The sequence below is a fragment of the Serratia sp. D1N4 genome, from assembly GCF_054552755.1.
On the sequence record NZ_CM137274.1, the window covers coordinates 3,347,798 to 3,372,872 of the forward strand.

Annotated in this window: 24 protein-coding genes; 13 read left to right on the forward strand and 11 right to left on the reverse strand. The window is 49.7% G+C overall.

Annotated elements, in window-relative coordinates; genetic code table 11:
• The first annotated feature begins 9 nt into the window (after positions 1–9).
• From ACX1CU_RS15015 to ACX1CU_RS15030, 4 genes are all read left to right on the forward strand, one after another.
• The gene (locus tag ACX1CU_RS15015; protein ID WP_459399077.1) at positions 10–1,437 is read left to right on the forward strand and encodes a heavy metal sensor histidine kinase; all 1,428 of its coding nucleotides are present in this window, start codon (positions 10–12) and stop codon (positions 1,435–1,437) included.
• 271 nt (positions 1,438–1,708) lie between these two features.
• Positions 1,709–2,131: a carboxymuconolactone decarboxylase family protein gene (locus ACX1CU_RS15020; protein ID WP_065683265.1), complete on the forward strand. Its 423-nt coding sequence runs from the start codon at positions 1,709–1,711 to the stop codon at positions 2,129–2,131.
• A gap of 54 nt (positions 2,132–2,185) precedes the next feature.
• The gene (locus ACX1CU_RS15025) at positions 2,186–2,656 is read left to right on the forward strand and encodes a (R)-mandelonitrile lyase (protein ID WP_459399078.1); all 471 of its coding nucleotides are present in this window, start codon (positions 2,186–2,188) and stop codon (positions 2,654–2,656) included.
• Positions 2,657–2,878: 222 nt separating this feature from the next.
• Entirely contained in the window at positions 2,879–3,952 is a 1,074-nt protein-coding gene (locus ACX1CU_RS15030) for an alpha/beta hydrolase (protein WP_337049414.1), read from the forward strand.
• Positions 3,953–3,983: 31 nt separating this feature from the next.
• Here the strand turns inward: ACX1CU_RS15030 and ACX1CU_RS15035 are convergent, their stop codons facing one another.
• Positions 3,984–4,871 carry a LysR family transcriptional regulator gene (locus ACX1CU_RS15035; protein WP_459399079.1) on the reverse strand — a complete coding sequence of 296 codons (888 nt, stop codon included), beginning with the start codon at positions 4,869–4,871 and terminating at the stop codon, positions 3,984–3,986.
• A 108-nt stretch (positions 4,872–4,979) separates the two neighbouring features.
• Here ACX1CU_RS15035 and ACX1CU_RS15040 point away from each other — a divergent pair, with 108 nt between their 5' ends.
• The gene (locus ACX1CU_RS15040) at positions 4,980–5,831 is read left to right on the forward strand and encodes an aldo/keto reductase (RefSeq protein ID WP_459399080.1); all 852 of its coding nucleotides are present in this window, start codon (positions 4,980–4,982) and stop codon (positions 5,829–5,831) included.
• A 411-nt stretch (positions 5,832–6,242) separates the two neighbouring features.
• Here the strand turns inward: ACX1CU_RS15040 and ACX1CU_RS15045 are convergent, their stop codons facing one another.
• The 3 genes from ACX1CU_RS15045 to ACX1CU_RS15055 all read right to left on the reverse strand — a co-directional run bounded on the left by ACX1CU_RS15045 (position 6,243) and on the right by ACX1CU_RS15055 (position 7,457).
• Complete coding sequence (locus ACX1CU_RS15045) at positions 6,243–6,599, reverse strand: carboxymuconolactone decarboxylase family protein (protein WP_459399081.1); 357 nt, start codon at positions 6,597–6,599, stop codon at positions 6,243–6,245.
• A 112-nt stretch (positions 6,600–6,711) separates the two neighbouring features.
• On the reverse strand, positions 6,712–7,239 hold the full coding sequence (locus ACX1CU_RS15050) for an RNA polymerase sigma factor (protein ID WP_459399082.1): 528 nt from the start codon (positions 7,237–7,239) through the stop codon (positions 6,712–6,714).
• 11 nt (positions 7,240–7,250) lie between these two features.
• On the reverse strand, positions 7,251–7,457 hold the full coding sequence (locus ACX1CU_RS15055; RefSeq protein ID WP_459399083.1) for a YgaP family membrane protein: 207 nt from the start codon (positions 7,455–7,457) through the stop codon (positions 7,251–7,253).
• 622 nt (positions 7,458–8,079) lie between these two features.
• Here ACX1CU_RS15055 and ACX1CU_RS15060 point away from each other — a divergent pair.
• Positions 8,080–9,144 carry an SDR family oxidoreductase gene (locus ACX1CU_RS15060; RefSeq protein WP_459399084.1) on the forward strand — a complete coding sequence of 355 codons (1,065 nt, stop codon included), beginning with the start codon at positions 8,080–8,082 and terminating at the stop codon, positions 9,142–9,144.
• A gap of 198 nt (positions 9,145–9,342) precedes the next feature.
• Here ACX1CU_RS15060 and ACX1CU_RS15065 read toward each other — a convergent pair whose 3' ends face one another.
• The 3 genes from ACX1CU_RS15065 to ACX1CU_RS15075 form a co-directional block, all read right to left on the reverse strand.
• Positions 9,343–9,690: a cyclophilin-like fold protein gene (locus ACX1CU_RS15065; protein WP_459399085.1), complete on the reverse strand. Its 348-nt coding sequence runs from the start codon at positions 9,688–9,690 to the stop codon at positions 9,343–9,345.
• A gap of 145 nt (positions 9,691–9,835) precedes the next feature.
• The gene (locus ACX1CU_RS15070; protein ID WP_459399086.1) at positions 9,836–10,864 is read right to left on the reverse strand and encodes an alpha/beta hydrolase; all 1,029 of its coding nucleotides are present in this window, start codon (positions 10,862–10,864) and stop codon (positions 9,836–9,838) included.
• Between the two features lie 161 nt (positions 10,865–11,025).
• The gene (locus ACX1CU_RS15075) at positions 11,026–12,222 is read right to left on the reverse strand and encodes an MFS transporter (RefSeq protein ID WP_459399087.1); all 1,197 of its coding nucleotides are present in this window, start codon (positions 12,220–12,222) and stop codon (positions 11,026–11,028) included.
• A 227-nt stretch (positions 12,223–12,449) separates the two neighbouring features.
• Between ACX1CU_RS15075 and ACX1CU_RS15080 the strand changes: the two genes are divergently transcribed.
• Complete coding sequence (locus ACX1CU_RS15080) at positions 12,450–13,340, forward strand: LysR family transcriptional regulator (RefSeq protein ID WP_459399088.1); 891 nt, start codon at positions 12,450–12,452, stop codon at positions 13,338–13,340.
• Between the two features lie 174 nt (positions 13,341–13,514).
• On the opposite strand, the gene ACX1CU_RS15085 is transcribed toward ACX1CU_RS15080, so the two are convergent.
• Complete coding sequence (locus ACX1CU_RS15085; RefSeq protein ID WP_459399089.1) at positions 13,515–14,666, reverse strand: MFS transporter; 1,152 nt, start codon at positions 14,664–14,666, stop codon at positions 13,515–13,517.
• A 114-nt stretch (positions 14,667–14,780) separates the two neighbouring features.
• Here ACX1CU_RS15085 and ACX1CU_RS15090 point away from each other — a divergent pair, with 114 nt between their 5' ends.
• From ACX1CU_RS15090 to ACX1CU_RS15110, 5 genes are all read left to right on the forward strand, one after another.
• Positions 14,781–15,719: a LysR substrate-binding domain-containing protein gene (locus ACX1CU_RS15090; RefSeq protein WP_459399090.1), complete on the forward strand. Its 939-nt coding sequence runs from the start codon at positions 14,781–14,783 to the stop codon at positions 15,717–15,719.
• A 999-nt stretch (positions 15,720–16,718) separates the two neighbouring features.
• A complete protein-coding gene (locus ACX1CU_RS15095) occupies positions 16,719–17,357 on the forward strand; it encodes a DUF1120 domain-containing protein (RefSeq protein ID WP_459399091.1) in 639 nt (212 codons plus the stop codon).
• A gap of 148 nt (positions 17,358–17,505) precedes the next feature.
• Positions 17,506–18,153, forward strand: a complete 648-nt coding sequence (locus tag ACX1CU_RS15100; protein ID WP_459399092.1) for a DUF1120 domain-containing protein — start codon at positions 17,506–17,508, stop codon at positions 18,151–18,153.
• 117 nt (positions 18,154–18,270) lie between these two features.
• Positions 18,271–20,646 carry a fimbria/pilus outer membrane usher protein gene (locus tag ACX1CU_RS15105; protein WP_459399093.1) on the forward strand — a complete coding sequence of 792 codons (2,376 nt, stop codon included), beginning with the start codon at positions 18,271–18,273 and terminating at the stop codon, positions 20,644–20,646.
• A gap of 77 nt (positions 20,647–20,723) precedes the next feature.
• Entirely contained in the window at positions 20,724–21,437 is a 714-nt protein-coding gene (locus ACX1CU_RS15110) for a fimbria/pilus chaperone family protein (protein WP_459399094.1), read from the forward strand.
• 67 nt (positions 21,438–21,504) lie between these two features.
• On the opposite strand, the gene ACX1CU_RS15115 is transcribed toward ACX1CU_RS15110, so the two are convergent.
• Entirely contained in the window at positions 21,505–21,948 is a 444-nt protein-coding gene (locus ACX1CU_RS15115; RefSeq protein ID WP_459399095.1) for a YybH family protein, read from the reverse strand.
• A gap of 319 nt (positions 21,949–22,267) precedes the next feature.
• Between ACX1CU_RS15115 and ACX1CU_RS15120 the strand changes: the two genes are divergently transcribed.
• Positions 22,268–23,419 (forward strand): porin, encoded by a 1,152-nt coding sequence (locus ACX1CU_RS15120; protein WP_459399096.1) that lies wholly within the window; start codon positions 22,268–22,270, stop codon positions 23,417–23,419.
• 66 nt (positions 23,420–23,485) lie between these two features.
• Here the strand turns inward: ACX1CU_RS15120 and ACX1CU_RS15125 are convergent, their stop codons facing one another.
• Both ACX1CU_RS15125 and ACX1CU_RS15130 read right to left on the reverse strand, forming a co-directional pair.
• The gene (locus ACX1CU_RS15125) at positions 23,486–24,136 is read right to left on the reverse strand and encodes an ABC-type transport auxiliary lipoprotein family protein (RefSeq protein WP_459399097.1); all 651 of its coding nucleotides are present in this window, start codon (positions 24,134–24,136) and stop codon (positions 23,486–23,488) included.
• Complete coding sequence (locus ACX1CU_RS15130) at positions 24,133–25,074, reverse strand: MlaD family protein (RefSeq protein WP_459399098.1); 942 nt, start codon at positions 25,072–25,074, stop codon at positions 24,133–24,135. The genes ACX1CU_RS15125 and ACX1CU_RS15130 overlap by 4 nt, the downstream gene beginning before the upstream one ends.
• Position 25,075 lies beyond the last annotated feature (1 nt).

Sequence of the window (25,075 nt, forward strand, 5' to 3'; positions counted from 1 at the left end):
AGAGTTATCATGATTAAGCGTTCTATCTCTGGACGATTGGCGCTGATGTTTGCCTTGGCCTCCATACTGATCGTTTCAGTTCTGGGTATTGTGCTGCGGAGTTCCCTGCATGATTCATTGCAAAAGCAAATGCATAACGAATTGCAGTTCAGGGAGTCGCTGATGGCACCCTGGATCCTCTCCCGCACCACGCTAGACGGCTGGCAAACGCTGACGACCAAATTTACCGATTTGGCCACGGCTGAGGGTGGCCGCGTACAGTATTGGATCCTCAGTGAGGATCCCCGGCTTCAGGTGGGTGGCCCGCCACCTAGCGGTGTAACCTGGGCTTCGCTGAACAAAGGATTCAGCAAAGTTCCCGGTGCCACAGAAGAGTCATGCTCTCTGTTTATATTGATGTCGGAAATTCCTGCCCAAGGGGAGCGCCCCGCACTGCGCTATGTAGTGGCCATCGACTCCACACCGTATATGGGTACCCTGAATGAATTTACCCGTACACTGATCTTCATCAGCACAATCGGTGTTTTATTAGTGGCCCTGTTGGGGTTTGTGATTGCAAGAATAGGCATGCGCCCTGTCAACAAACTCAGCGCCCAGGCCCATCACCTCGCACCGGGAAATTACGGGCAGCGCCTGGATACCTCAACGCTGCCGGATGAACTGCAAAAGCTGGCCGTGGCATTCAATGGTGTACTCGAACGGCAGGAAATCGCCTGGCGACAACTTGAAAGTTTTAACGCCGATGTGGCTCATGAACTGAGAACCCCGCTGACCAATCTGATGGGGCAAACGCAACTCGGTCTGTCACGGCAACGCGAAACGCATGAACTCGAGGAGTTACTGGAGTCCAATCTGGAAGAACTCGAGAGAATGACCTCTATCGTCAACGATATGCTGTTCCTCTCCCATGCTCAGGCTGGGGAGCATGCAACCCAGTTAACCGACGTGTCTCTGAGTGAAGAGACCTACAAGACCACGGAGTATGTGGAGCCGTCATTCGCTGAAAAAAACCTGTCTATTCATGTCGAGGGAGATCTCACGGCACGCATTGATCGGCGACTTTTCCACCGCGCTCTAGCGAATTTACTGGAAAACAGCGCCCGACATGCTGTTCCTGGTACCACCGTGAAGGTGACGATCGGCAGAGAGAATAATCTGGCCTCCATCGCGGTCGCCAACATTGGTTCAGCCATCTCAGATCAGCACCTGAAACGTTTGTTTGAACGTTTTTATCGTGCTGATCCTTCCCGTACACGCAGTGATACACACCATGGACTCGGACTTTCCATCGTCAGGGCGGTGGCGATAATGCATCGTGGCGATGTGTTTGCCAGTAGCCAGAATGGGATCAATACCTTCGGGCTGACTCTCGCCATAAACAGTGAACTCGCTGAAAAAGAGGCACATCGTTATGTGAGGTTTGGCATCGCAGGTTAAAAATTAAGAACGTCTAATTATGGCTTAACTCGCTTTGCTTAAGGGGTAATCAATCACCGTATAACCTGTATTCACTCGATATTCGCGTTGTCACAGGCCTTCGCTTATCGCAAAAACCTCCCTTTCCTTTGGTGAAAATAGCTTCAGTACCGATTCTGACAAACTTGTCAGGCAGCGGTCAGCCTGGTGACATGAAGCATTCTGTAAACTCACGTTATCGTCACCGACATAACCCTCCCATCTTTAATCGTGCCGATAACAAAGGAAATGGATGATGAAAAACAAAATTCAGCAGTACCTGCTCTGCACCGCTCTTACCTTTGCCGGTTCAATGGCCACCCTTGCTCACGCGCAGGATGCGGCGAAAAATAAAACAGAAAAACCGTCTCGGGCGCAACAATTGATGGGGGATATCGCCCCCAAGATGGCGCAACTCACTGACGATGTCCTGTATGCCGATATCTGGGAACGACCACAGCTCTCAAAACGTGATCGGAGCCTGGTGACCGTCAGTGCTCTGGTGGCGATGGATCGTCCTGACCAGTTGCGTTCTCATCTACGTCTGGCTCGCCAGAACGGTGTCACTGAGGAAGAGTTGGTCGAAACCATCACCCAGCTTGCTTTCTATTCAGGGTGGCCAACGGCAGTAACAGCGATATCCATTGCAAAAGAAGTGTTTAAAGAAGGGAAATAGTTTTTTTCTGCAATGGATTAATTGGTATTTCTCTCGTTAATGGATTGAATAGATATGAAAATCTTCCTTATCACACTAGCGGCGCTTTTACTGCCCGGTTCGCAGGCTATTGCCGCAACGCAGGAGGCAGTGACCGTCAGCCCTGCGGGCTCACAACCCACGACGTTGGGTGCTCCTGAGTACTTTACCGGCACGGCCAAGGTTGACTCACGGTTTAAAGGCTCTCCCCCGGCCCGAATTTCTGGGGGAACCGTCTCATTTGAAGCCGGAGCACGAACAGCCTGGCACACGCATCCCCTTGGACAGACACTCATCGTCTCTTCCGGCACGGGTTGGGTACAGGAATGGGAAAGATCGGCCCAGCCAATCAAAACTGGCGATGTAGTCTGGATCCCGCCGGGTGTCAAACACTGGCATGGCGCATCCGCAACAGAGCCGATGGTGCATATTGCTGTTTCAGAATCACAGGACGGTAAAACCGTGACGTGGATGGAAAAAGTCACGGACGACCAGTACCCACGATAATGAAATACAGCTTTTGCCTTTTCGCTGAAACAGGGCTTCACTGAGATATTAATGGACGGCAGACGAGTGAAATACACTGAGCTCAAAAATATTATTGATATCAGATGCAAAAAGCCTATCCGTTAATTAGCCCTGCTTATTAACTCATTCGTTTTAACAGCATAGTCATTTGTGAAAATCTCTCTATGATTCAGTTATCCGCGATGACATGAGGAAAATATCTTGAAAGCCTTACTGAAAACACTCACCGCCTGTATGTTGGTTGGCGGATTGGTTTCTCAATCTGCCTTTGCTGCCCCCACAACCCCCTTGGTTATCCAGTCTCAGGGAAGTTTTGCCGCAGGTGGCGCTGTCGTTACGACACCAGGGCAGTTTGATGCGAAAAAACCGCTGGATCCGACAGGCCAGACCTATCATGGCGATCACGCCTCTGTGTTTTATCAGATCCCAGAGAACCCACACAAATATCCCATTGTGATGCTGCACGGTGCTGGACAGTCCGCCAGAACATGGGAAAGCACACCGGACGGCCGCGAGGGTTTTCAGAACATCTTCTTGCGCCGTGGTTTCTCGACCTATCTGGTTGATCAACCACGTCGGGGGAACGCCGGTCGCAGTATGGTGGAGGGAACCGTCAAACCGGTTGCCGATGAGCAACTATGGTTTAATCAGTTCCGTCTGGGTGTCTGGCCCGATTTCTTCGAGGGTGTACAGTTCTCCCACGATAAAGAGACATTAAACCAGTACTACCGTCAGATGACCCCCAACACCGGCCCCTTTGATATCAATGTGATTGCGGATGCCATGTCGGCCGTCGTGGATAAATCCGGCCCGGCCATTCTGTTTACCCACTCTCAGGGGGGAGGCCCCGGCTGGTTTACAGCGATGAAGAATGCCAACGTAAAAGGGATAGTCGCGTTTGAACCAGGCAGCAGCTTTGTCTTTCCACAAGGCGAAGTTCCGCCGCCAACCAAGAACGCCTTTGATACCGTAAAAGGGGAATCGGTACCCCTGGATCAGTTTATGGCACTGACTAAAATTCCTGTGCTGATTATCTACGGCGACAATATCCCGGATAAACCGACGGCCTTGCCTGCACAGGATAGCTGGCGCGCCCGGTTGGCTGTTGCGCGTCAATGGCGGGATGTAGTGAATAAACATGGCGGAGACGTGGCGGTTATCCATCTGCCGGAAATCGGTATTAAAGGAAATACTCATTTCCCCTTCTCTGATTTGAATAACGTTGAAATCGCCGATCTGGTCTCAAAATTCCTGAAAGATAAAAATCTTCAGTGATAAATAAATAGTGGAGTCGTTGGTGACTCCACTATTGCTTATAGCGGAGCGCATTCAACAGCAACGTAAACGCAGGGGAAGTATGCTGCCGATTAGGATAGTAAAGGTGGTAACCCGCAATAAACGGACACCAATCTTGCAGAACGGTGATTAATCGTCCGGCTGCAATATGCTCGCTAACAATATCCTCGGGTATGTAGGCAAGACCGATACCGCACAGTGCGGCATTAAGCCGTAAGGTAATATTATTAAAAACTAACTGCCCATCCACCCGAACTTTAATTTCCCTTCCCTCTTTTTCAAATTCCCAGGGGAAGATGCCACCATAGGTCGGTAATCGAATACTAATACAATTATGTTGAGTCAGTTCCTGAGGATGCTGCGGCACTGGATGGGTAGAAAAGTAATCCGGTGAGCCGACGACGACCATGCGAATATCCGGGCTGATGCGTACCGCGATCATATCCTTGGCTATCTGCTCTCCGAGCCGGACACCGGCGTCATAGCGCTCCGACACAATATCTGACAGCCCGTAATCGACTATCAGTTCGACACGAATATCAGGGTATTCCGCCAGAAACGCCGACAGCGCAGGCTGAACGATATACACCGCTGGGTGTTCCCCCGCAGTTATGCGAAGAGTACCTGCCGGGCGTTCCTTCTGTGCTTTTAGCCGCGCGATTTCGGTTTCAATTTCCTCAAGCCGCGGCGAAAGCAGATTAAGAATTTGTTCTCCAACTTCTGTGGGAGAAACGCTACGCGTTGTACGAGTGAGTAACCGCAAGCCCAGTTTCTCTTCAAGCACCCTGATAGTCTGACTCAGGGCTGACTGAGAGACACCCAGCTTCGCTGCTGCCCGGGTGAAGCTACGCTCTTTGGCGACCAGTGCGAACGTGGCCAGATCATTGTAGTTTTCCATTCTATTTATTAGTCCAACTAATAAAGGCATGCAGATTATAGCATCTAATCTTATTATCGCGCGTGCGTTATGCTTCCTGGTATAGGTACATTTACACAGGACAAGACCATGAACACGGTAACATTGAATAACGGTATTCAGATGCCGTTGCTGGGATTTGGTGTTTTTCAGATGACAGACCCCGCCGAATGCGAGCGGGCTGTTATTGATGCCATAGCGACCGGATATCGTCTAATAGATACTGCCGCCTCTTACCAGAATGAGGCACAGGTGGGTAATGCCCTGAAGCAAAGCGGCATTGCACGCAATGAACTCTTTGTCACCACCAAACTCTGGTTGCAAGACACCAACTATGCAGGTGCAAAAGCACAATTTGAGCGCTCACTGAATCGTCTACAGCTTGATTACGTTGATTTGTATCTGATTCACCAGCCCTACGGTGACGTTCATGGCGCGTGGCGTGCAATAGAAGAGTTACTTGCTGCCGACAAAATCCGAGCGATTGGGGTCAGTAATTTTCATCCCGACCGCCTCGCGGATCTGATGGCGTTTAACACCATTCCCCCCGCAGTCAATCAGATCGAGGTTAATCCGTTTAACCAACAACTTCATGCCGTGCCTTGGATGAGCTGTCGGGCTATCCAGCCTGAGGCTTGGGCACCTTTTGCTGAAGGCCGCAATGGTCTGTTTCAGAATCCAATTTTGACAGAGATTGGCAAGAAATACGCCAAGAGTGTCGGCCAGGTCGTCCTGCGCTGGATCTATCAACGTGGCATCGTTTCACTGGCTAAATCCGTTCGCAAGGAGCGCATGATTGAAAATTTCAACATCCTGGATTTTGAACTCAGTGCGATGGAGATGACACAGATAGCTGCAATGGATACGGCCACCAGTGCCTTCTTCTCTCATCGCGATCCGGCAATGGTTGAGTGGCTGGCCAACCGCAAACTGGATGTTTAAGCATCCACATACTCATAGTAGTTCTAAAGTGAATAGTCTCTCCATTATGTAGAAACACCGGGCTCTCACTGTCATGTCACCATTAAAATGAGATATCCATCACAATTATTACATGCAAATATTTAAGGGGCTTTATTGGGGGCCCAGCCACCAATAAACGTCAATTTAAAATAATAAAATCAAATATTTAAAGAAAAGTTCGAGTCCAGTCAGAGGAGCCAAATTAGAAAAGCCCGCTTAGGCAATTAAGCGGGCTTTTTGCATTCCGGTAACATCACCTTTGGGCTCTCAAGTGCCGACATAGAGGAAAAGAAAGGAAACTTGCCTTTGTACCAATATGTTAAACACAGGCAACGTGATTACTATCTACCCTAGCACCATGCACATCAAGTTGAATACTGAACGATAATGTCACTCGCCTTGCTGATGGTTCGTCAATGGCACCTCATCAAAAAGTCGTAATGTAAGAAGGCCATGGCCTACGGCTGCACCGGCGCGAAGCGCTGAGGCAATAAAAACCGTCTCTGCGATTTCTTCTCGCGTAGCACCTGCCTTGGCAGCGTTCTTTGCATGTACATCAATACAGTATGAACACTGCGTGGTGAGAGCGACCGCAATAGAGATAAGCTCGCGATACTTTTCAGGGATGATGCCATCTGTGCGTTCGGCAGCCGATTTCAAACCAAGAAATGCTTGTGCTTCTTTGGGCGCCAGCCGGAGGAGTTCTTTGGCAAGGGATAAGTCTTCAGGGCGCTGATATACGGTCATGATTATTCTCGCTGACTCATTGTGGTAAAAGGCATCTTAATTGCCCTCACAAGGACAAACTCTGCCTGATTCAAACCGATCAAATCGGCACTCTATGCTCAACTCAATAATTTTATGCAGATTTTTCCGCCAGCAGATATTCCCTGACCAGAGCCCGTGCGCGATGTAAGCGACTTTTTGTCGCTTCACGCGTGATGTTCAGGTAATTGGCAATTTCACTGATGGTCATTTCCTGCAAATCCCGCAGCAGAATGATTTCGCGATGCGTTGAAGGCAAAGACTCCAGTGCATGAACCAGATCCATGCGCAGTTCATTCACCGGTATCTCGGCAAAGCGGGACGAGTTTTCAATATTCTTCAGATCCTCCATTCCCCTCAGGAACATGAGGGCTGGCAGCATGCACAGGCGTGTGACGATTTTGTACAACCACCCGTTTAGTGCTGATGCAGTGCGAACTGTCCCTACTTTTCGGTAGAGAATAATGAGTGCTTCCTGTACCACATCATCTATCGCAGACGACCGCTGACACTGGTAACGGGCATAACGCCGGATATCTGGACGTAACTGAACCAGCATATGTTCTAACGCTACGGGGTCCCCCGCTTGGGCCGCAGCAAAGGTATTCTCTTGAATCCGCATAAGGCTCCCGCTCAGTGACCTGTGGATTTTCGACCGGACACGGCACGCACCGGACAGTATCGCAATGCACCAGTAACCAGGTTCACAAAGCCGACACCCGCAATGGTTATCCCCAACCACGTAGTATGGAGGCCGATCAGCCCGTACAGTATCATCAGGCAACCCCCTGTAACTCGGGCGATTCTTTCTTTGTTCCCTACATTTTTGCGATTGAACATAATGGGTTCTCTTTTGACTGAATAATGGATGGCAGGAACAAATCGTTTGGTACCTGCAAAGAGAAAGAGGGCCTAAACGTTTAAAAGGATTCGCCGGATTAAAAATATTTTCGGGGCTGTAGCAGACCAGCAATTTTTCCGGCCGATAGAAATGAATATAATACTTTGTAAATTAACAAAAAAGTGCAATTAAAGCCGTTTAAATCCTTGGTGTTGAAAGTGACCTCTCGCTCAGCAGCCGATTTACTCTTGATACAGCCGAACTCAGCGACTTTGTTTTTGCGTAGATTGAGGCAAATCATTGAGCATCATCTGGTCTTACAAACCAGTGAAGTATTGAACTGGATGAGCGTTATTTTGGCGGCGTCATGAAAAACAGGCCAGACAGGCGTTAAAACCTATTCAGCGATAAACAAGCAGAGTAAAGATTCGTACATACCTGGCCTGCCAGCCCCTGCTGCTATATCTTAAACCCAAGCCCCATCTTAGACTGGAACAGCGGGTAGCGTGTTTTCCGGTCACTCATCAGGTCGTTGTCGATAGCTGCATTTTTCACTGACAACCCTGCCAATAGTTCAATTTCACATTAAACGTAACCTCAAAGCTCCGAAGGAGTAACAGAATGAAATCACGTGCATTGATTGTTGGCGTCAGCGGTGTTGTGGGTAGCGCACTGGCGACTAGGCTGTCGGCCGAGGGCTGGCAGGTTTATGGCTTGTCGCGTGGCAATACCCCAGTCCCAGAAGGCTGTACGGCATTGACAGCGGATTTAACCTCAGAGAAGGCGGTGAAAAACGCATTGCAGGGTATTGAGGTCGATAAGGTGTTCTTCAGCGTCTGGGCGCGGCAGGAGAATGAACAGGAGAATATCCGTGTCAATGGTGCGATGGTACGCCACGTGCTGGAAGCTCTGGGCAGTAACCTGAAGGGGGGGCATGTGGCGTTGGTCACGGGGCTGAAACACTACCTTGGTCCGTTTGATGCTTATGGTAAAGGGGAAGTGCCACTCACGCCATTCCGCGAAGAGCAAGGGCGCCAACCGGTAGATAACTTCTATTACGCGCAAGAGGATGAGGTGTTTGCCGCCGCTGAAAAATACCATTTCAGCTGGTCCGTGCATCGCCCACATACCATTATCGGTTATGCAGTGGGTAACGCGATGAATATGGGACAAACTCTGGCGGTGTATGCCACGCTGTGCAAACAAACCGGGCAACCATTTGTCTTTCCGGGTTCGTCTGCGCAATGGCATGGTGTGACCGATATGACGGATGCCCGTCTGCTGGCGTCGCAGTTACTGTGGGCGGCAACCAGTAAGCAGGCAGCGGATCAGGATTTCAATGTGGTCAATGGTGATGTGTTTCGCTGGAAGTGGATGTGGGGAGAAATCGCCCATTACTTTGGCATAGAGCCAGTGCCATTCAGCGGTGAAATACAACCGCTGGAAGGCAGGATGCATGAGGCCGCGGCGCAGTGGCAAAAGATCGCCGAACAGTTCTCTCTGAAACAGGCGGATGTCAATAAGTTGACGTCATGGTGGCATACCGATGCCGATCTGGGCCGCCCGATGGAGGTATTTACCGATATCAGCAAAAGCCGAAAAGCAGGATTTATGGATTATCAGTGCACTCGCGACTCATTTATCGAACTGTTCGATAAATTAAAAGCAGAGAAGATGATCCCGTAAACAACCGCAGGTTTTCACCTTCCAGAAAACGTGCCACCCGTGGGGAGGCAGAAACATGCCCCCCACAGCCTATGTGTAACGGCTTGCAACTGCCGCACCGAGGTTGTATTGATCGCTGTCCCCCTTACTACGCTGATGCTGAATTACAGTTGATCCAAAAAAGTTGGGGGATGTGCTACAGCCTTTTCACTTTGGCTATTATTCGTTGATAAACTCGATCCGCACGTTCTGCTTACCTATGGTTTCAGCCAGGGTTTGTGGCGAATCGACACGGCCAACGGACGTGTATGCGTAAGATGACTTAAACGTTGCATAAAACAGCACTAATGTCTGGCTGCCGTACAGCATGAGGTCGCCATTGTGGATGGTGCCGGGCAGTGTCGCGCTAGCAGGCAGCGTATGAGGCAGCTCTGCGTACTTTTCATTGCCGTTTAACTCCATCATCTCCAGCGTCATAGGCAACTGTGCTGCAAATGCCTTGGCTGCGGGGTTATCGTAAAGCGTAATGTCATAGCGTTGTCCGTTAATTTTCATCTGAATTTTCATGCCATGTTCCTTATGAGATTGTGAGTCAGCATGGCTGACAAAAGAACATCCAATCATTGCAATGATAAGCGAAACGAAAACGATACTCCTGCGGTAACCTTCCATACCCGTATTCTCCCCTGGCAACGTTGAAACCAGCCCCCCCTTACTTCAGATTATCGCTAAAGAAAGACGTCAATTTAGCGAAAGGGATCAGGTCGGTACGATCATACAAATCCACATGGCCCGCACCGGGGACGATATACAGCTCTTTCGGCTGCGCGGCTCGTTGGTAAGCATCCTCACTGAATTCCTTCGAATGCGCCCGATCGCCAGTGATAAACAACATCGGGCGCGGCGAAATAGTTTCAATATCGTTAAATGGATAGAAATTCATAAACTTCACGTTACTGCTCAGCGTCGGGTGCGTGGTCAGTTGCGTTGAAGAGCCTTTCGGGGTGAACTCACCGCGTGGTGTCCGGTAGAAATCATAAAACTCTTTCTCGATTGGTGATGAGTTGGCATCGATCTTGTGTACCGTACCGCTGGTATATTGCGTTTTGCCACCGGTAAACTCGACGTATCGCTGTTCTGCCGCGTCCGCAATGATTTTCTTACGCTGTTCCACAGTTAGCGAATGATGCAGCGCATTACGGTTAGCAGACCCCATGTCATACATGCTCACGGTAGCAATCGCCTTCATGCGTGGATCAATTTTCGCCGCGCTGACAGCGAAACTGCCGCTACCGCAGATACCCAATACGCCGATGCGGTTTCTATCGATAAACGACCGCGTGCCGAGGTAATCAACCGCCGCACTGAAGTCCTCTGCATACATATCCGGTAATACCGCGTTACGCGGCAAGCCTTCGCTCTCGCCCCAGAAAGAAAGATCGATAGCCAACGTGACAAAGCCCTGTTCTGCCAACTTCTGCGCATAGAGGTTAGAACTTTGCTCTTTCACCGCCCCCATGGGATGACCAACGATAATCGCCGGATTTTTGGCGTTCTGATTGATGCTTTTTGGCATAAACAGATTGCCAGTGACATCCATCTGATACTGGTTTTTAAACGTCACCTTTTGCTGGGTGACCTTATCGCTGTTGTAAAAATTATCTGCCCCCTGAGACATATCGGCTGCTGCAACAGTAAACGAACTGATTAACAGCCCTAACATCATAGTCAATGTTTTCATAACATTATCCTTATTGGATGAGCGGGCGGCAGCCCACTCGGTTAAAAAATAAATTACGCCACAGAAGCCTGCCCATTCACCACGAACCCGGTGGGTGAACTCCTTAGGTTCAAAAGGCTGAACGCACCAATGGCTTGAATTCTCAGAGCATTAACGCTTGTTTATGCAGTGTGTTTAGGGTCTTTACGTGATGCCAATACGGCCAACATGGCCGCGATCGTCAGCAGGATGCCGCTGATGGCGAAACTACTTTGATAACCGCTGTGGTCGTACGCCAGTCCGCCAAGGGTGGAACCCAGCGCGATAGAGAGCTGTATTACCGCAACCATCAGCCTACCGCCCGCCTCCGCATCATCAGGCAGCGTTCTGGCAACCCAGGTCCACCAACCGACCGGGGCGGCGGTCGCTACCAGCCCCCAGATGCCGAGAAGGGGTATAACGATCGCGATGTTGTAACCAAACGCGATCAGCATCCCGGCAATCGCGGTCATCAGCAGCGGAATGACAATCAACGTCGGGTAAAATCCACGACGCAGAAAAACACCGATCAGCAGCGTGCCGATAAAGCCTGCAACCCCAATGATCAACAGCGTGAGCGATAGCGTAGAGACACTGGCATGGGTGGCCGTTTCCAGGAACGGCCGCACGTAGGTAAAGAGCGTGAACTGCCCCATAAAGAAGATGCCGCAGGCCGCCATCCCGGTTGCAACAAGTCGATTGTTCAACAGGCGCAAAATATTGCCTGAACGCTTGCCATCCCTTTCCGCCACCATTGCAGGCAAGCTGAACCACTGCCAGACAAAGGCGATTAACGCCACCAACACGAGACAAAAGAATGCCCCACGCCATCCGATGACAGCACCGAGATAACTGCCAAGCGGCGCGGCGATCACCATCGCCAACGCATTGCCGCCGTTAAAAATGGCCAGCGCTTGCGGTACCTGAGTCGGTGGTACCAGGCGGATCGCCGTCGCCGCTGACATTGACCAGAAGCCGCCGATGGCTACACCGAGCACTCCCCGTCCTAGCATGTAGGTCAGATAATCAGGCGCTATCGCGACAATCATGCCGGAAAGCGCCATCAACAACGTCAGGCCCAGCAGCAGAACTTTACGGTCAATATTCCCGGCAAGTGCGGAGATCGACAAGCTGGTCAACACCGCCAGCGCACCTGAAATCCCAATCCCCTGCCCTGCTAAACCTTCGCTGACGCCCAGTTCGTGGGAAATGGGGGTCAGCAAGCTGACCGGCATAAACTCCGATGCCACAAGAGCAAACACGCACAGTGTCATTGCCAGCACGCCGCTCCAATAGGTGGTTGGCTGTCGGGCCGATATCTCGTTCGCTAATGGGGTCATAACGCCTTATCTCTCTTATTCCGGTGCGCAAGCCAAAGTTGTGTCTTTACTCATGGGAGTAAAACTCAAGTATTAAAAAATTAATCAGGGAATGCGGACATGGCACTCTTTGACCCGCCTTGCGCTATCAGTTGATGAAAATTCTACACGCGTGACGTATTCTGACTAGCTAATGAATACTTAATGGGCTTATAAGCCATAATTATAAATACCGGCAAGGAGATAAGATGAAACGTAACCTTAATGATCTGATCTCGTTTATGGCAGTCGCGCGCGAAGGTAGTTTTACCCGTGCCGCTGCGCAGCTTGGCGTCACTCAACCAGCCCTTAGTCAGGCGATCACGGGTTTGGAAAATCGTTTGAAAATCCGTCTGCTTACCCGTACTACACGCAGCGTTTCCCCCACTGCCGCTGGAGAGAGGCTGTTGCTGGCGATTGGCAATCGTTTTGATGAGATTGAAGCAGAACTGGACATGCTGACGGAGTTACGCGATAAACCCGCTGGCACGGTGCGCATCACATGCGGGCCAAACGTTCTGCATTCCCTGCTGCTGCCGAAATTGTCCCCATTACTGCGCAACTATCCCGACATAAAACTGGAATTTGATGCCAACCACGGGTTCCGTAATATCGTGGCCGACCGGTTTGATGCTGGCGTCCGGCTGGGGGATACCATTGATAAAGATATGATAGCGGTGCCGATTGGCCCACCATTGCGCATGGCAGCTGTGGCATCCCCTGACTATTTCACTCATCATCCGCAGCCGCAAACGCCAAAGGATCTGGTTCATCACAACTGCATCAATATGCGTATGACAACCTCTGGTGGGCTCTATATCTGGGAGTTTGAACACCAAGGGGTGCCGGTCAACGTGCGTGTCGACGGGCAATTGATTTTTAATACCTCAGCCCATATGGTCGATGCAGCAGTGGCCGGGCTGGGCATTGCATTTCTACCGGAAGAAGAATTCGGCTCGCATATTGTAGACGGCCGCCTGATACGCATTTTGCAGGAATGGTGTGCCCCTTTCCCTGGGTATTACCTTTATTATCCCAGCAGAAAGCAGCCGTCCCCTGCATTTTCGTTAGTTGTTGATACGCTGCGATACCGAAGCTAGCCAGGTAAGTCGTCAGCAACTTTATTTGGGATGTCGTCATGCTATTTTTATTTAACTGAGCGATTAAAAAGCTAATGTGCAATGGCCGTAATAATTACAACACAAGAAAAAACATCAACATTGCTGATGAACCGGCGGCATTCAATGCCATATTTACTGTAATAATGGTATCGATTAGTCATTCTGCTTTCTGTTTAACCTTTCGGCCAGACTAAAACTCACCAACCCCAGGACGCCGAGTCCAATCGCCAAATATAATACCGCCATATTGCCTGACTTAGTGAGAATCATGCCTCCGGCAAGCGCACCAGAACCAATACCGAGATTAAACGAGGTAACTAACAACGCTGAAGCGGCTTCGGGAAATTTTGGCGACAGCAACAGAAACCAACCTTGTAATCCGACAATTAACACTGAGATTGATAAGCCCCAGATAAATACCTCAAGCATAGCCTGATAAGGCATCATACCTGATTGAGTGATCATAATTTGTGACACCAAGATCCCGCAAGTTGCAACAACCGCAAGTCTCAGTGGTTTACTGCCTAGCCAGCCTGCCAGTAACATACCGACCACGCCAGCAACACCAAAGATAAGTAACATCATTGGTTTCTCAGATGTTGTCATATTCATCGGGCTATCCAACAAAGTCGTAATATAGGTGTAACTGGTAAAATGCATACCAATAACTATCAGCGTAGTTAACGCTGCACCGTACAACGGTTTGTTATTGCGTGGCAATGCAGAGCCTTTAGTCTCTTTAGCATCCATTATTACAGGGTTTTTAAACGACGGCAGCCAGAGAATAGCCGCTGCAAAAGTACATAACCCTAATAGTCCGAACAGGCCGAAACCAATTTGCCAGCTAAATTTCTCGCCAATAAAACTGGCAATAGGAATACCCATTACGCTGGCCATTGAAATTCCGGCAAACACGATGGCGGTTGCCCTGCTATTTGGCATGTTTGGCGCTACTCTAATAGCGTATGCGGCTAACATAGCCCAGAAGACACCGTGGCCAAGAGCTGCAATTAAACGCAGTACAATCAGCATCTGGTAGGAGTGACAAATTACTGCCAGACCATTAGATATCGTTATGGTTCCCAGTAGAAATAAAAACAAACTGCGCCGTTCGAACTTGCGAGTCAGTAACGTGAGTGGAATGGACGTTAAGGTGATCACCCATGCGTATCCAGTCACCAAATATCCCACTAAATCAGGGGAAATTTGTAGATCACTTTCTAGCTGTGGCAGCAAACCAATAGGCAAAAACTCGGTGGTTTGGGATACAAATGCACCCATCATTAAGATAAGAAGTGCTTTCATCTTTATCACTCAGGTTGATAGCTTTGGATGAAATACTTTAAGCCTATTACTATTAATGAAAAATAGTGTTGTAATCACTTCTTTGGTGAACGAAATTCATCAGTGGAGAACAAGATGGACAATATTAATCAGATAAACTTCTTTATACAGGTGGTTAAAAAGGGGAGTTTTGTGGCCGCTGCACGTACCTGTGGCGTAGCTCCGTCAACCATCAGTAAAAGTATCTCCAAGCTTGAGTCTCGATTAAAAATACAGCTGTTTAAGCGTAGTACACGGAGCATGGTGTTGACCAACATAGGGACACAGCTTTATAACCGTAGCTTAGGCGTATTAGCCGAAATTAAGGCCATAGAGGAAGAGATCGTCTCTTCCAGCGATGAGATTGCAGGTCAGGTACGTATTAGTATGGCGGAGCAAACGCTCTTGCTGCCTGCTTTTGAGGCGCTAATGCGCGCTTATCCATTGCTACAGTTGGAGCTGGAGTTTACCGACAGGCTGGTCAATGTGATTGAGGAGGGTTTTGACCTGGTCATACGCAGTGGAACCATTCAGGACTCAAGATTAAAAATTAAACCTTTAACCACCTTCAGTTCCAAGGTGGTAGCCTCCGCTGATTTTCTGCATCGGTTTGGTATTCCCCATCATCCCGATGAGCTAAAAAAATACCCTTGTTTGCATTACCGCTTTCCTCACAGTGGAAAACTGGAAACCTGGCAGCTTAGGGAGTTTAGTGATGCCGAAAATATGCTTCTTCCTAAAACATTAATTTGTAACCACACTCAGACTCGTATGCAGTTCGCTCTATCTGGAATTGGGCTGGCTTGGTTACCTGATTATGTCATACAACCCGCGCTGGCAAATTACAGCTTACGCAGCGTACTGGATGAGTATGCTATACGCAAAGAAACGCTTTCACTCCTCTGGCCCGCCGACCGCTGGCTGGCAAAACGAACGCGTACGGTTATCGATTTCTTGATCGACTTTTTTCATCTGACAGAAAATAAAACTCATTCAGATTGGACCCTATCACATAAGCCAGATGGCACTACATGATCGGTATGTCGGAAGATCTCTAACAAGTGGTTCGTTTCAATCGGACCTTCAGCGTAATCCTACGTACAAAATGGGAGATCTATTGCCCTCTCAAGTAACGGCATTGATGCTATTCTTACTACTCCAATAAATATCAAAAAGATAGATCCCTCTTATCGTTAAAAATCTTACTAATTCTGATTTATTTGATCTTGATCGTTTTTTCAACGCACAGGCTTGGTTATATTTTCTTCTAACTGGGTAGACGAAGTCTATCAAACTGTCGTTTTTGACCACACACTTATTAATGTTATTTACTCTTTTGCTATAAAATGCATTTTTAATGCAGCATTTTTTTAGTCCCAAATAACCTATCTTGTTGTTTTTGAAAAAATCCCCCGCATATCACATCAAAATAATGCATCACACCAAACAAAAAAACATCTCCTCAGCGATAAGAAAAGCTTTTATAGTCGCCGCATCAAAAGAACAGCGTATTTATTCAATGTGAGCAATATGAGCATGACAGCGTTTATATTATTTCAACAGAAATAATGTATACCTGCTAACCGTTTTAGTCAGTTACTCTATAACCAAGTTAGAAATCATCGAAGCAAGAGATTACTATACTCTAAATAATTCGAGTTGCGTGTAGACGGCAAGTCCGAGCCGCCAGAGGCATAGATCACTATGTGGCTGGTGCGAGCGGGCGTAGCCAACACCCAGGCAACTTGAAGTATGACGAGTATAGTATACAGCTATGGGAATCCTAACTGAGATTAATTGACCTTTACGGAAAGATTAAAAACTCAACTATTCACAAAATAACTTCACTGACTCTAATACATAACCCGCTCGCCTCGCGCGGTTAAATTTTTTAATGGGGAAAACCCATTAATAACAAGAATTGATGGAATGTATACCGTCAATTTTTATTAACGGTTTTATATTGCCAATATTAGCAAGCAAATAAAACCCAACACCCGTTGTTATTAACATCATGATATGGATTTTTGTTTTATGAAAAAGCACGTAATTACCGCAACTGCATTATCAACCCTGCTGCTGACCATGGCAAACGCTCACGCTGATGCCCCAACTGCAGAGCTGAAAGTTATCGGTGAGCTGACCGTCCCAACCTGTACTGTGGCTGGCCCTGATGATGGCATCTATGACTTTGGCAAACTGTCTGCCACCATGATCAAGCCAGCGGCAACTACCGCGCTGACTCCGATGACCAAAACCTGGACGGTTACCTGCGATGCAGAAACCTACCTGAACTTTGCACCGGTAGATAACCGTGCAGCCTCTGCCAGCGCAGTCGCTACCACCAATTTCGGCATGGGGATGGTTAACAATACCGGGAAAATCGGTTACTACACCGCACAGATGGAAAATGCCACAGTAGATGGCGTGGCTTCCAGCCTGTTTACTTCTGCCTCCGCCACCTTTACCCCGGCGGCTACGGCTAACATCACTACCGGTCAGCGTTCCGGTTGGGCTACAGCAACGGCCAATACGCAAAAAAGCGGTAAGATCTTCGTCGCTGACATCACCGTTAGCCCGGTTCTGGCAAGCTCTGCCACCATGAACGGCCCGATTACCGATGACACCAACATCGACGGTTCGATGACGCTGAACTTTGCCTACGGCATCTAATCCAGCCAGAGTTGCCCGCTTATGGCGGGCATACTCATGACCTGGACTATCATTATGCAAGTTAATCCCATCTGAAATTACCCACTAACCTGGATAAACTTTCTGATATTTCTGCCATAACTTTATTTTTATCAATACGGCGTTAACTATGAATAAGTATTTATTGTTTTCTTCATCCCTGTTTTTAGTTTCAATAGGTGCGCAAGCTGTTGCACCTGTTGCTGAACTGAAAGTCGCAGGTAAAATCAATGTACCTACCTGCAGTATCTCTGTACCGGATAACGGTGTGTATGATCTGGGTAAAGTGTCATCAGCCTTGGTTCAACCAGCAGCGAAAACTTCGCTTCCCCCCTTGATGAAAAGCTGGGTGGTCACCTGCGATAGTCAGACATATTTAACTATCACTCCTACAGACAATCGCAGTGATTCTGTGGTCATTACTACTCCTGGGGCTGGCGTGACCAATCACTATGGCCTGGGTTTTGTCAATGGAACCGGCAAAATCGGCGCATTCCAACCTCATATAGCAAATACTTCGACCGTTGATGGTGTACGAGTAGCTCTGTGTAAGGGTATTCCTGGGCAATGTACACTACAAGCAGCGAGTACCTATCTCTCCAAGGGAAATCAAGTCAGTTGGGCAACGGCTAATAACCAGTTGCAAGCTGGTAAAGTATTCCGGGCAGATATTTCTATTTATCCTGACCTCGCTAGTTCAGAGATTATGAATGGCGCTCTTACTGATAAGACCAAGATTGATGGCTCAATGACCCTCAGTTTCGCATTTGCTATTTAATTACCATTAATAATTCGCTTTATTCGGGCATAGCATGCTGTGCCCGCTATTTATCTATTTCCTTTATTTTTACATTTTACCTAATGGTAATGATTACGGATTGATTGGAGTGCCAGAATGACAACGTTGCGTGTCCCATTTCATTCGCTGGTATCAGCACTCATGCTAATACCCAGCATGGCCACGGCTGCGAATGAAAAAGGTCCGGAATTTGACCTTAAAACTCTGCAAACTCTCGGCTATACGGCCGATGTTGCCGAATTCTTTGGTAAAGAAGCACGCTTCCTGCCAGGCACCAATACCGTCAACATCCAAGTCAATGCAGCTCGTACGCACACTGTCGATGCCCGCTTTAACGCTGACGGACAACTTTGCGTTGATAATGCGCTGTTGGTTGCCCTGAAACTTCGCCAGCCCAAGCTCGCCTCAGACTGCGAAGCACTGAGCACACTATGGCCTACCGCCCTTGTTAAACCCTACCCTGGGCAGTTCCGCCTGGAACTGATGCTGCCCGAAGAGGCTTTTGATCCGGAACAGGGTGACTTTCAATACGGCGGGCACGCGCTGCTGCTCAACTATAATCTGTTCGGTCAGCAAATTTCTGGTAACAACGCCGACCTGCGCTTTTTCCAGGGGCTATTTGAGCCTGGCGTCAACCTCAGTAACTGGGTAGTGCGCAACCGCAGCAGCGTCTCCAGCGGCCTGGGCAATAGCCGTTACACCTCCGAGGAAACCTCAGCCTTACGTGCTGTGGAATCGCTCAAATCAGTATTGCAACTTGGTCAGTTCGGCAGCAGTAGTGACTCTTTCTCTGGCCTGCCGATCTTTGGCGCGCAACTCTATTCCGACAGCGCGCAGTTCAGTGCATCACAACTGATTGTGCCGATTAAAGGCGTCGCAAATACCAACGCCACCGTCGAAATCCGCCAGCGTGGACGCACCATTTACCGTACCGTCGTCGCTCCAGGGCCGTTCTCGCTGAGTAACATCAGCAACTTTTCCAATGGCATCCCGGCAGACGTCGAGATCATCGAAGAAGATGGCCGCAGGCAGCGTTTCTCTGTAACCAACGCGTTGGACATCAATGCCTATCAGGAAGCCAACAGCTACCAACTGGGGCTCGGGCGTTATCGCAACCCTAACGCGACGGCAGATATACCCACGGATGCCCCACTTTTGCTTACGGGTGAACTGGCTTTCAGCCCCGCCAGCCGCCAGCGGGCGACAACCGGTGGGTTGCTGTCGTCTGAATACCAAAACCTGGTGATGAAAAGCAGCTACGCTGGAACTGAACGCGGCTGGGTGGGTGGCGGGGTCGGCTATGCCCGGGGTAAAGATAACCGACAAGGTTATCAGTTGGATCTGCAGGCCCAAGCCCATTTGGGGGTAAATGTCTCTACCTCCCTGTCCACACTTTACCGTTCAGAGGATTATCTGACCCCGGATGACGCACTCAGTGGCTTCGCCTATCGTCAGGATCCCGCAGCCCAGACATTGCGTAATGCCACCAGTGCTGCAATTACCTGGGCGCATCCGCGCTGGGGTGCGTTCTCCTATGTGGCTTCGCATAATCAGTATTATCGCAATGGCGACAGTGATATTGCCCATACGCTATCCAGCAGCCAGCGTTGGGGCAATGCGACTTTGAGTCTCAGTCTGCAATCCTCCGCTTTCGGCCAGTCGGCGTATGCCAGCCTGTCGTTGCCACTGGGCCAGGGGACACTGAACAGTCGGATACAGCAAGTGGATAATACCCTGTCTATGGGCTCCACCTATCAAGGCCGCTGGGGGGAAAACCGTGGCTATTCGGTGGGTGTAACAGGTTCAGAAAGTCAGCAACGCGTCAGCGGTAGTGCTAACTTGCGTACGCCTTACGCTCAATTAGCCACCGGGGTATCACAGTCGTCCAACCAAAGCCGCTCCGTTTCGCTGTCAGCCAGTGGTGCCATGGCCTACGCCAACGGCAGCGTGGCGACATCGCCACAAGCGATAGGAGATACGTTTGCGATTGTCGACATTCCCAAGCAGGGCAATCTGCGCGTGCAGGCTCCTGGCAGCGGTGCGACCCTGACCAATCGCTCCGGCAAGGCTATTCTGCCTGCGCTGCAACCTTATACGACAGCAACCGCGCAGATTGATACCAAAACATTGCCACTGAATATCAGGCTGAACAGCACCACCGCCGATTTTGCACTGGCGCGCGGTTCGGTTGCCAGCAAGAGCTTTACGGTAACCGAAACCCGCCAGTTGCTGCTGACCATCCGCGATACCACGGGTACCGCACTCCCCGTTGGCGCAACGGTATTGAACGGCAACGGCAAATTTATGGGCACCGTGATCGGCGATGGGAACGTGATGCTGACCAATGACGATATCGGCCAACCTTTGCGCGTCAAAGTAATGAACCAGAGTGAATGCCAGGTCGATTATCAAGCCCCAACCCAGTTCGACGCCAACGCGTTATACGAAGTCTCAGAAGCGATTTGTCGCTAATTATTCCCGTCCCTGTTTTTCTTATTATCAGGGATTACACTTAAAACGAGTTCTGTTTACACATCGTGAGGTTTACTATGTCTATAACGAGCAGAAAAAATGCACACCATCGGCTCCTGTTATCCGTCCTGCTCGGCCTGGGATTGTTGGTTTCACTGCTGCTGGTTACTCCTGCACAGGCTTCATTCAAGCTGGAAAGCACCGGCATTATCCTGAATGAAAGCGAAGGCCGAGTCAGCTTCAACATTCAAAATACCTCTTCAGCACCATTGTTACTGGTGACCAAGCTGATTGATTTGGATGGCGGTAACCTCAGCAAACAGCTCCTGATTTCGCCGCCGATCACCCGTATCGATGCAGAGCAAAGCCAGCAGGTCAATTTTGTATTGAAGAAAGGAACGCCACTCACCCATGAGGTCTTGTTGAAAGCGTCATTTGAGGGGGTCAGCCAAGCGGCAGATAACAGTGCCAAAATGCCTATTCGACAGGATATCGGGTTTATCGTACAACCGAGTTCTGTTCCGCAGACCAAAACCCCTTGGGAAGACCTGAAGTTCAGTGTTAAAGGGCAACAACTGGTGATTGCCAACCCTGGTAAGCATGTTATTCGCTTAGCGCCGCAGCTCACCTTATTGCCTGGGAATAAGATCGTTCCACTAGAGAATTACTATCTGCTGGCAGGCGAGACCAAACGGCTGGCTATCGATGGGACACCGGCATCAGTCACTATCACGCCGTTAAGCCGTTATGGCTTTAAACTGCCTGAGGTCACACTGCCGGTCAGTAAGTAGCCTATACGTCTGAATTTGTACATCAGCCAATGCACCCAGCCAAGGTGCATTGGCATTTTGGCCAATCTTAATTGGGTAGTTTGTTATAAGGGCTATCGATTAAATAAACCCATTTACCCTGCGCATTTTTACGAAATACTTCGCTGGCAAACCACTCTTCGTGCACCTTTCCATTAATATCGATCAGCTGCCAGCGGCCGCTTCTTAAAATGATATCGCCATTCTGTACGGTAGTGGATGAGTCGGGAACGCTCCGGACACGCATATTTTTATCCGCCAGTATCTCGCGGAATCCTTCTTTGATCTCGGTTCGTCCTTTAGCCAGAGAACCGTCCTGCTTGACCAGAATGCCTTTTTCATCAAAAAACTGTGCGATACCTTCTACATCCCGCGCCGCCATGGCTTGGCCAAAACCGCTACGAGTGCTATTCAGCTCGTCTACGGCATGGGCACTCCCCATGACTGTAAACAAGAGCATAACAATGACTTTTTTGTAGCCGACTGTAAGCATGGTGCATACCTCGTGGTGGGGAAAAGAACCTGATTATGACAAGAGGCAGCAGGGTAACATTCTGTTAGTATTATAAAAATAACGAATAGTGATTAAAAAGCATCCACGCAACGGCACCTCACTTCCCCCTATCTGATCATCAGCCTGATAATGAGTTAGCAAGAAAAGTAATTTTTTACTTAGCACGCTATGTTATATCTGCCCCCCATTTTTTCAGTAACACCGAAAACCTATGGAAATGCGCAGAACATTGTCTTTCTGAGCAAAGGGGTACTTGCGCAACCACGCAAGTTATTATGGTATGTATGGTCAGGTAAAAATGATAAGAAAATTGCACTCTTTAACCCAGGCTATCGGCTTGGCGCTGGTCGTTGGCACTGTTTCCTTCGCCGCCCAAGCTGAAATCACACTGCTGAAACAAGATCCACAGGCAGGTAATCCACTGAGCCGCCTCAACTTTACCGTTGGTGGCAGTATCCGCCCACAGGTCAATATCATGACCGGCGATGGCGATAACGGTTCTTACAAACGCAATGGCTTTGACGGCGGCACCCGCTTCCGTTTTGCCGCTGATTACTTTCTTTTTGACGATATCAGTTGGATCAGTTACTACGAACTTGGCGTGAATATCCCCGCACTGTTCAATTGGGACAACCACCATGCCGAGGGGGCCAACAATACCACTCGCCGCATGTTGTACACCGGTCTGAAAAGCAAAACCTGGGGTCAACTGACCTTCGGCCAACAGAACAGCGTGTATTACGACGTAGTGGGCATCAAAACCGATCTCTGGGATTACGACATGCTGGCCCAGGCGCCAGGCAACGGGATCAACGGTGATTACGACGGTTCCTACCGTTCGCGCAAAATGTTGAAGTACAAAAATACCTTCGATAATGCCGACGTTTATGTGTCATACCTGTTCAATGACGACGAATACCTGCCGGGCAAAAGCCTGCGCTACAAGCGCAAAGGCGGCGGCTCTCTGGGCGTGGATTATCATCTGACACAGAATCTGACCTGGGGCACGGCGTGGAACTACACCAATGCCGAAATGCGCAGCCCTGCCGATGGCAGCAGCACCACTTACGATCAGAATATCTTCGGGACGGCGCTGAGCTGGAAACCGGATAACTGGACCCTGAGTTTTGGCGGCGGTTGGTACAACAACTTCCTGACCACTAAAAAACAGTCAGAAACCAACTACTTTGCGGGTGATGCCTGGGGGATTGAGTATCTGGCAGGTTATACCGTGCCGGTTGGTCAGTATGCCGTGAAATCGGTAATGCCTTACTTTATGGGTGACCGCCTGGAGTACGTCAACGATCGCGATTATCAGCGCATCGACAATGGACTCGGGGTTGCAGTGCAGCTGGATTACGGCTTCCGCGTTGACGTTGAACACGTACTGACCTCCAGCACCGATAATCTCGGTGACATGACGGTGGTGCGTATGCGTTACGATTTCTAACCTCAGCCTGACTTCACATTGCCAATAACAACGCCCGATAGGCATCTACCGGGCGTTTTATTCATATCATCTTACTGGAAAGTTTGCCGTCTGCTGGTGCGTCCAACTCAGCATCTGGGCCGCCAGTTTATCGCTGGCCAAACCGAATGCCTGCACCACCTTATCCATCGATCTGCCGCTTACTGGCTGCCGAACCTCAAAGCTGCGGCTGGCGATCACCCGGCGATCGGACGTGCGTACCAGGCGTGCGTCAAAACGGATCACCACTTCACCGCTATCACCGATGTACACGCCCTGGAATGACAACAGCTCACCGTTCAGTTCAATATAGGCCTGCACGTTGTCTTCATCACTGCTCACTGAAAGGAAGCGGCCATCGGTACGGAACTCCTGAATCAGGCGATTACGCAGCAATAGCGGTGCCGGATCGCTCCAGCGCGAACCAGAGAAAGAAGTGATCTCGGCCCCCTGAGGCTGAACGGCAATGCGTGAGCTATTCAGAAATTGGTTGGTGGTCGGCTGGACGATACGAAACGATTGACCAGACGCCTGCCCGCTGCCAGAAGCGCTAGCAGGCTGAGCGGGCAACAGATAAACCTGTAACACCGGGCTTTCCGGCAAAATAGTGCAGGCCGCCAGCGGCAGGAACAGTATCAGGGCTAACAGCCGTAAGAGGTTGCGGCGGTAGCGGGCATAGATAAGGCTGAAGTCAGTCATTGTGGTCTAAACTCCTTGGTACGTTCACGGCCTCTGAGCAAGGCTGACGGGTTTTCTTCCAAACGATTCATGGCACTGCGCAATGCCACCAGCGTTCTGCGCAATTCATCAACCGCCGGACCGAGATCGTTGAATCCCTGCATCCCATTACTCAGCGAGCTTTGGTTTTCACTGATTAACTTGTTAAGCAGAGCGCTGGTTTGCTCCAACGATGCCATGGTTTTGGCCGCGTTACTCACCAGCAGCTTGCCCTGCCCGTCCAGCAGGCCGTTAGCATTGCGCACCAGGCGATTGGTTTGCACCAGCGTGTCATTGCCCTGTTTGGTGAGCAGCGCCAACTGCTGTATTACCGTACGAATATCTTCACGTTCTCCGGCTACGGTACCGGTGATTTTCTCCAGATTATCCAGCGTGTTGACCAAACGCTGCTGGTTATCCGGCGTCAGTACCTGATTCAAGCGCACCAACACTTCATTAATATTGGTGACCACATCTTCACCGTTAGTGAGCAATTGGCTCAGCGGTGATGGGGTGGCAATAATCACCGGAATCTCACCATTCTCGCCTTCCAGCAACGGGCTGGCCTCGGTGCCACTGCTAAGTTGGATATTGGACGTCCCGGTAATGCCCGCAACGGCCAGCCGGGCCTGCGTATCCTGGCGAATAGGTGCCGAAGCCGCTACCCGGATACGTGCCCAGACTTTGCTCGGCACATCTTTGTCCAACCGCAGTTGAACCACTTCCCCCACGCGGATCCCGCTGTAATTCACCGTGCTGCCCTGTGAAAGGCCACTGACGGCTTCGTTGAACACAATATCGTACAGTTTGAACTGACGATCGCTGCCGGCCTTGGTCAACCACAGGCTGAACAACAGCACGGCGCTGAAAATAATGAGAGTAAACAGACCAATGAGTACATGGTGAGCACGGGTTTCCATT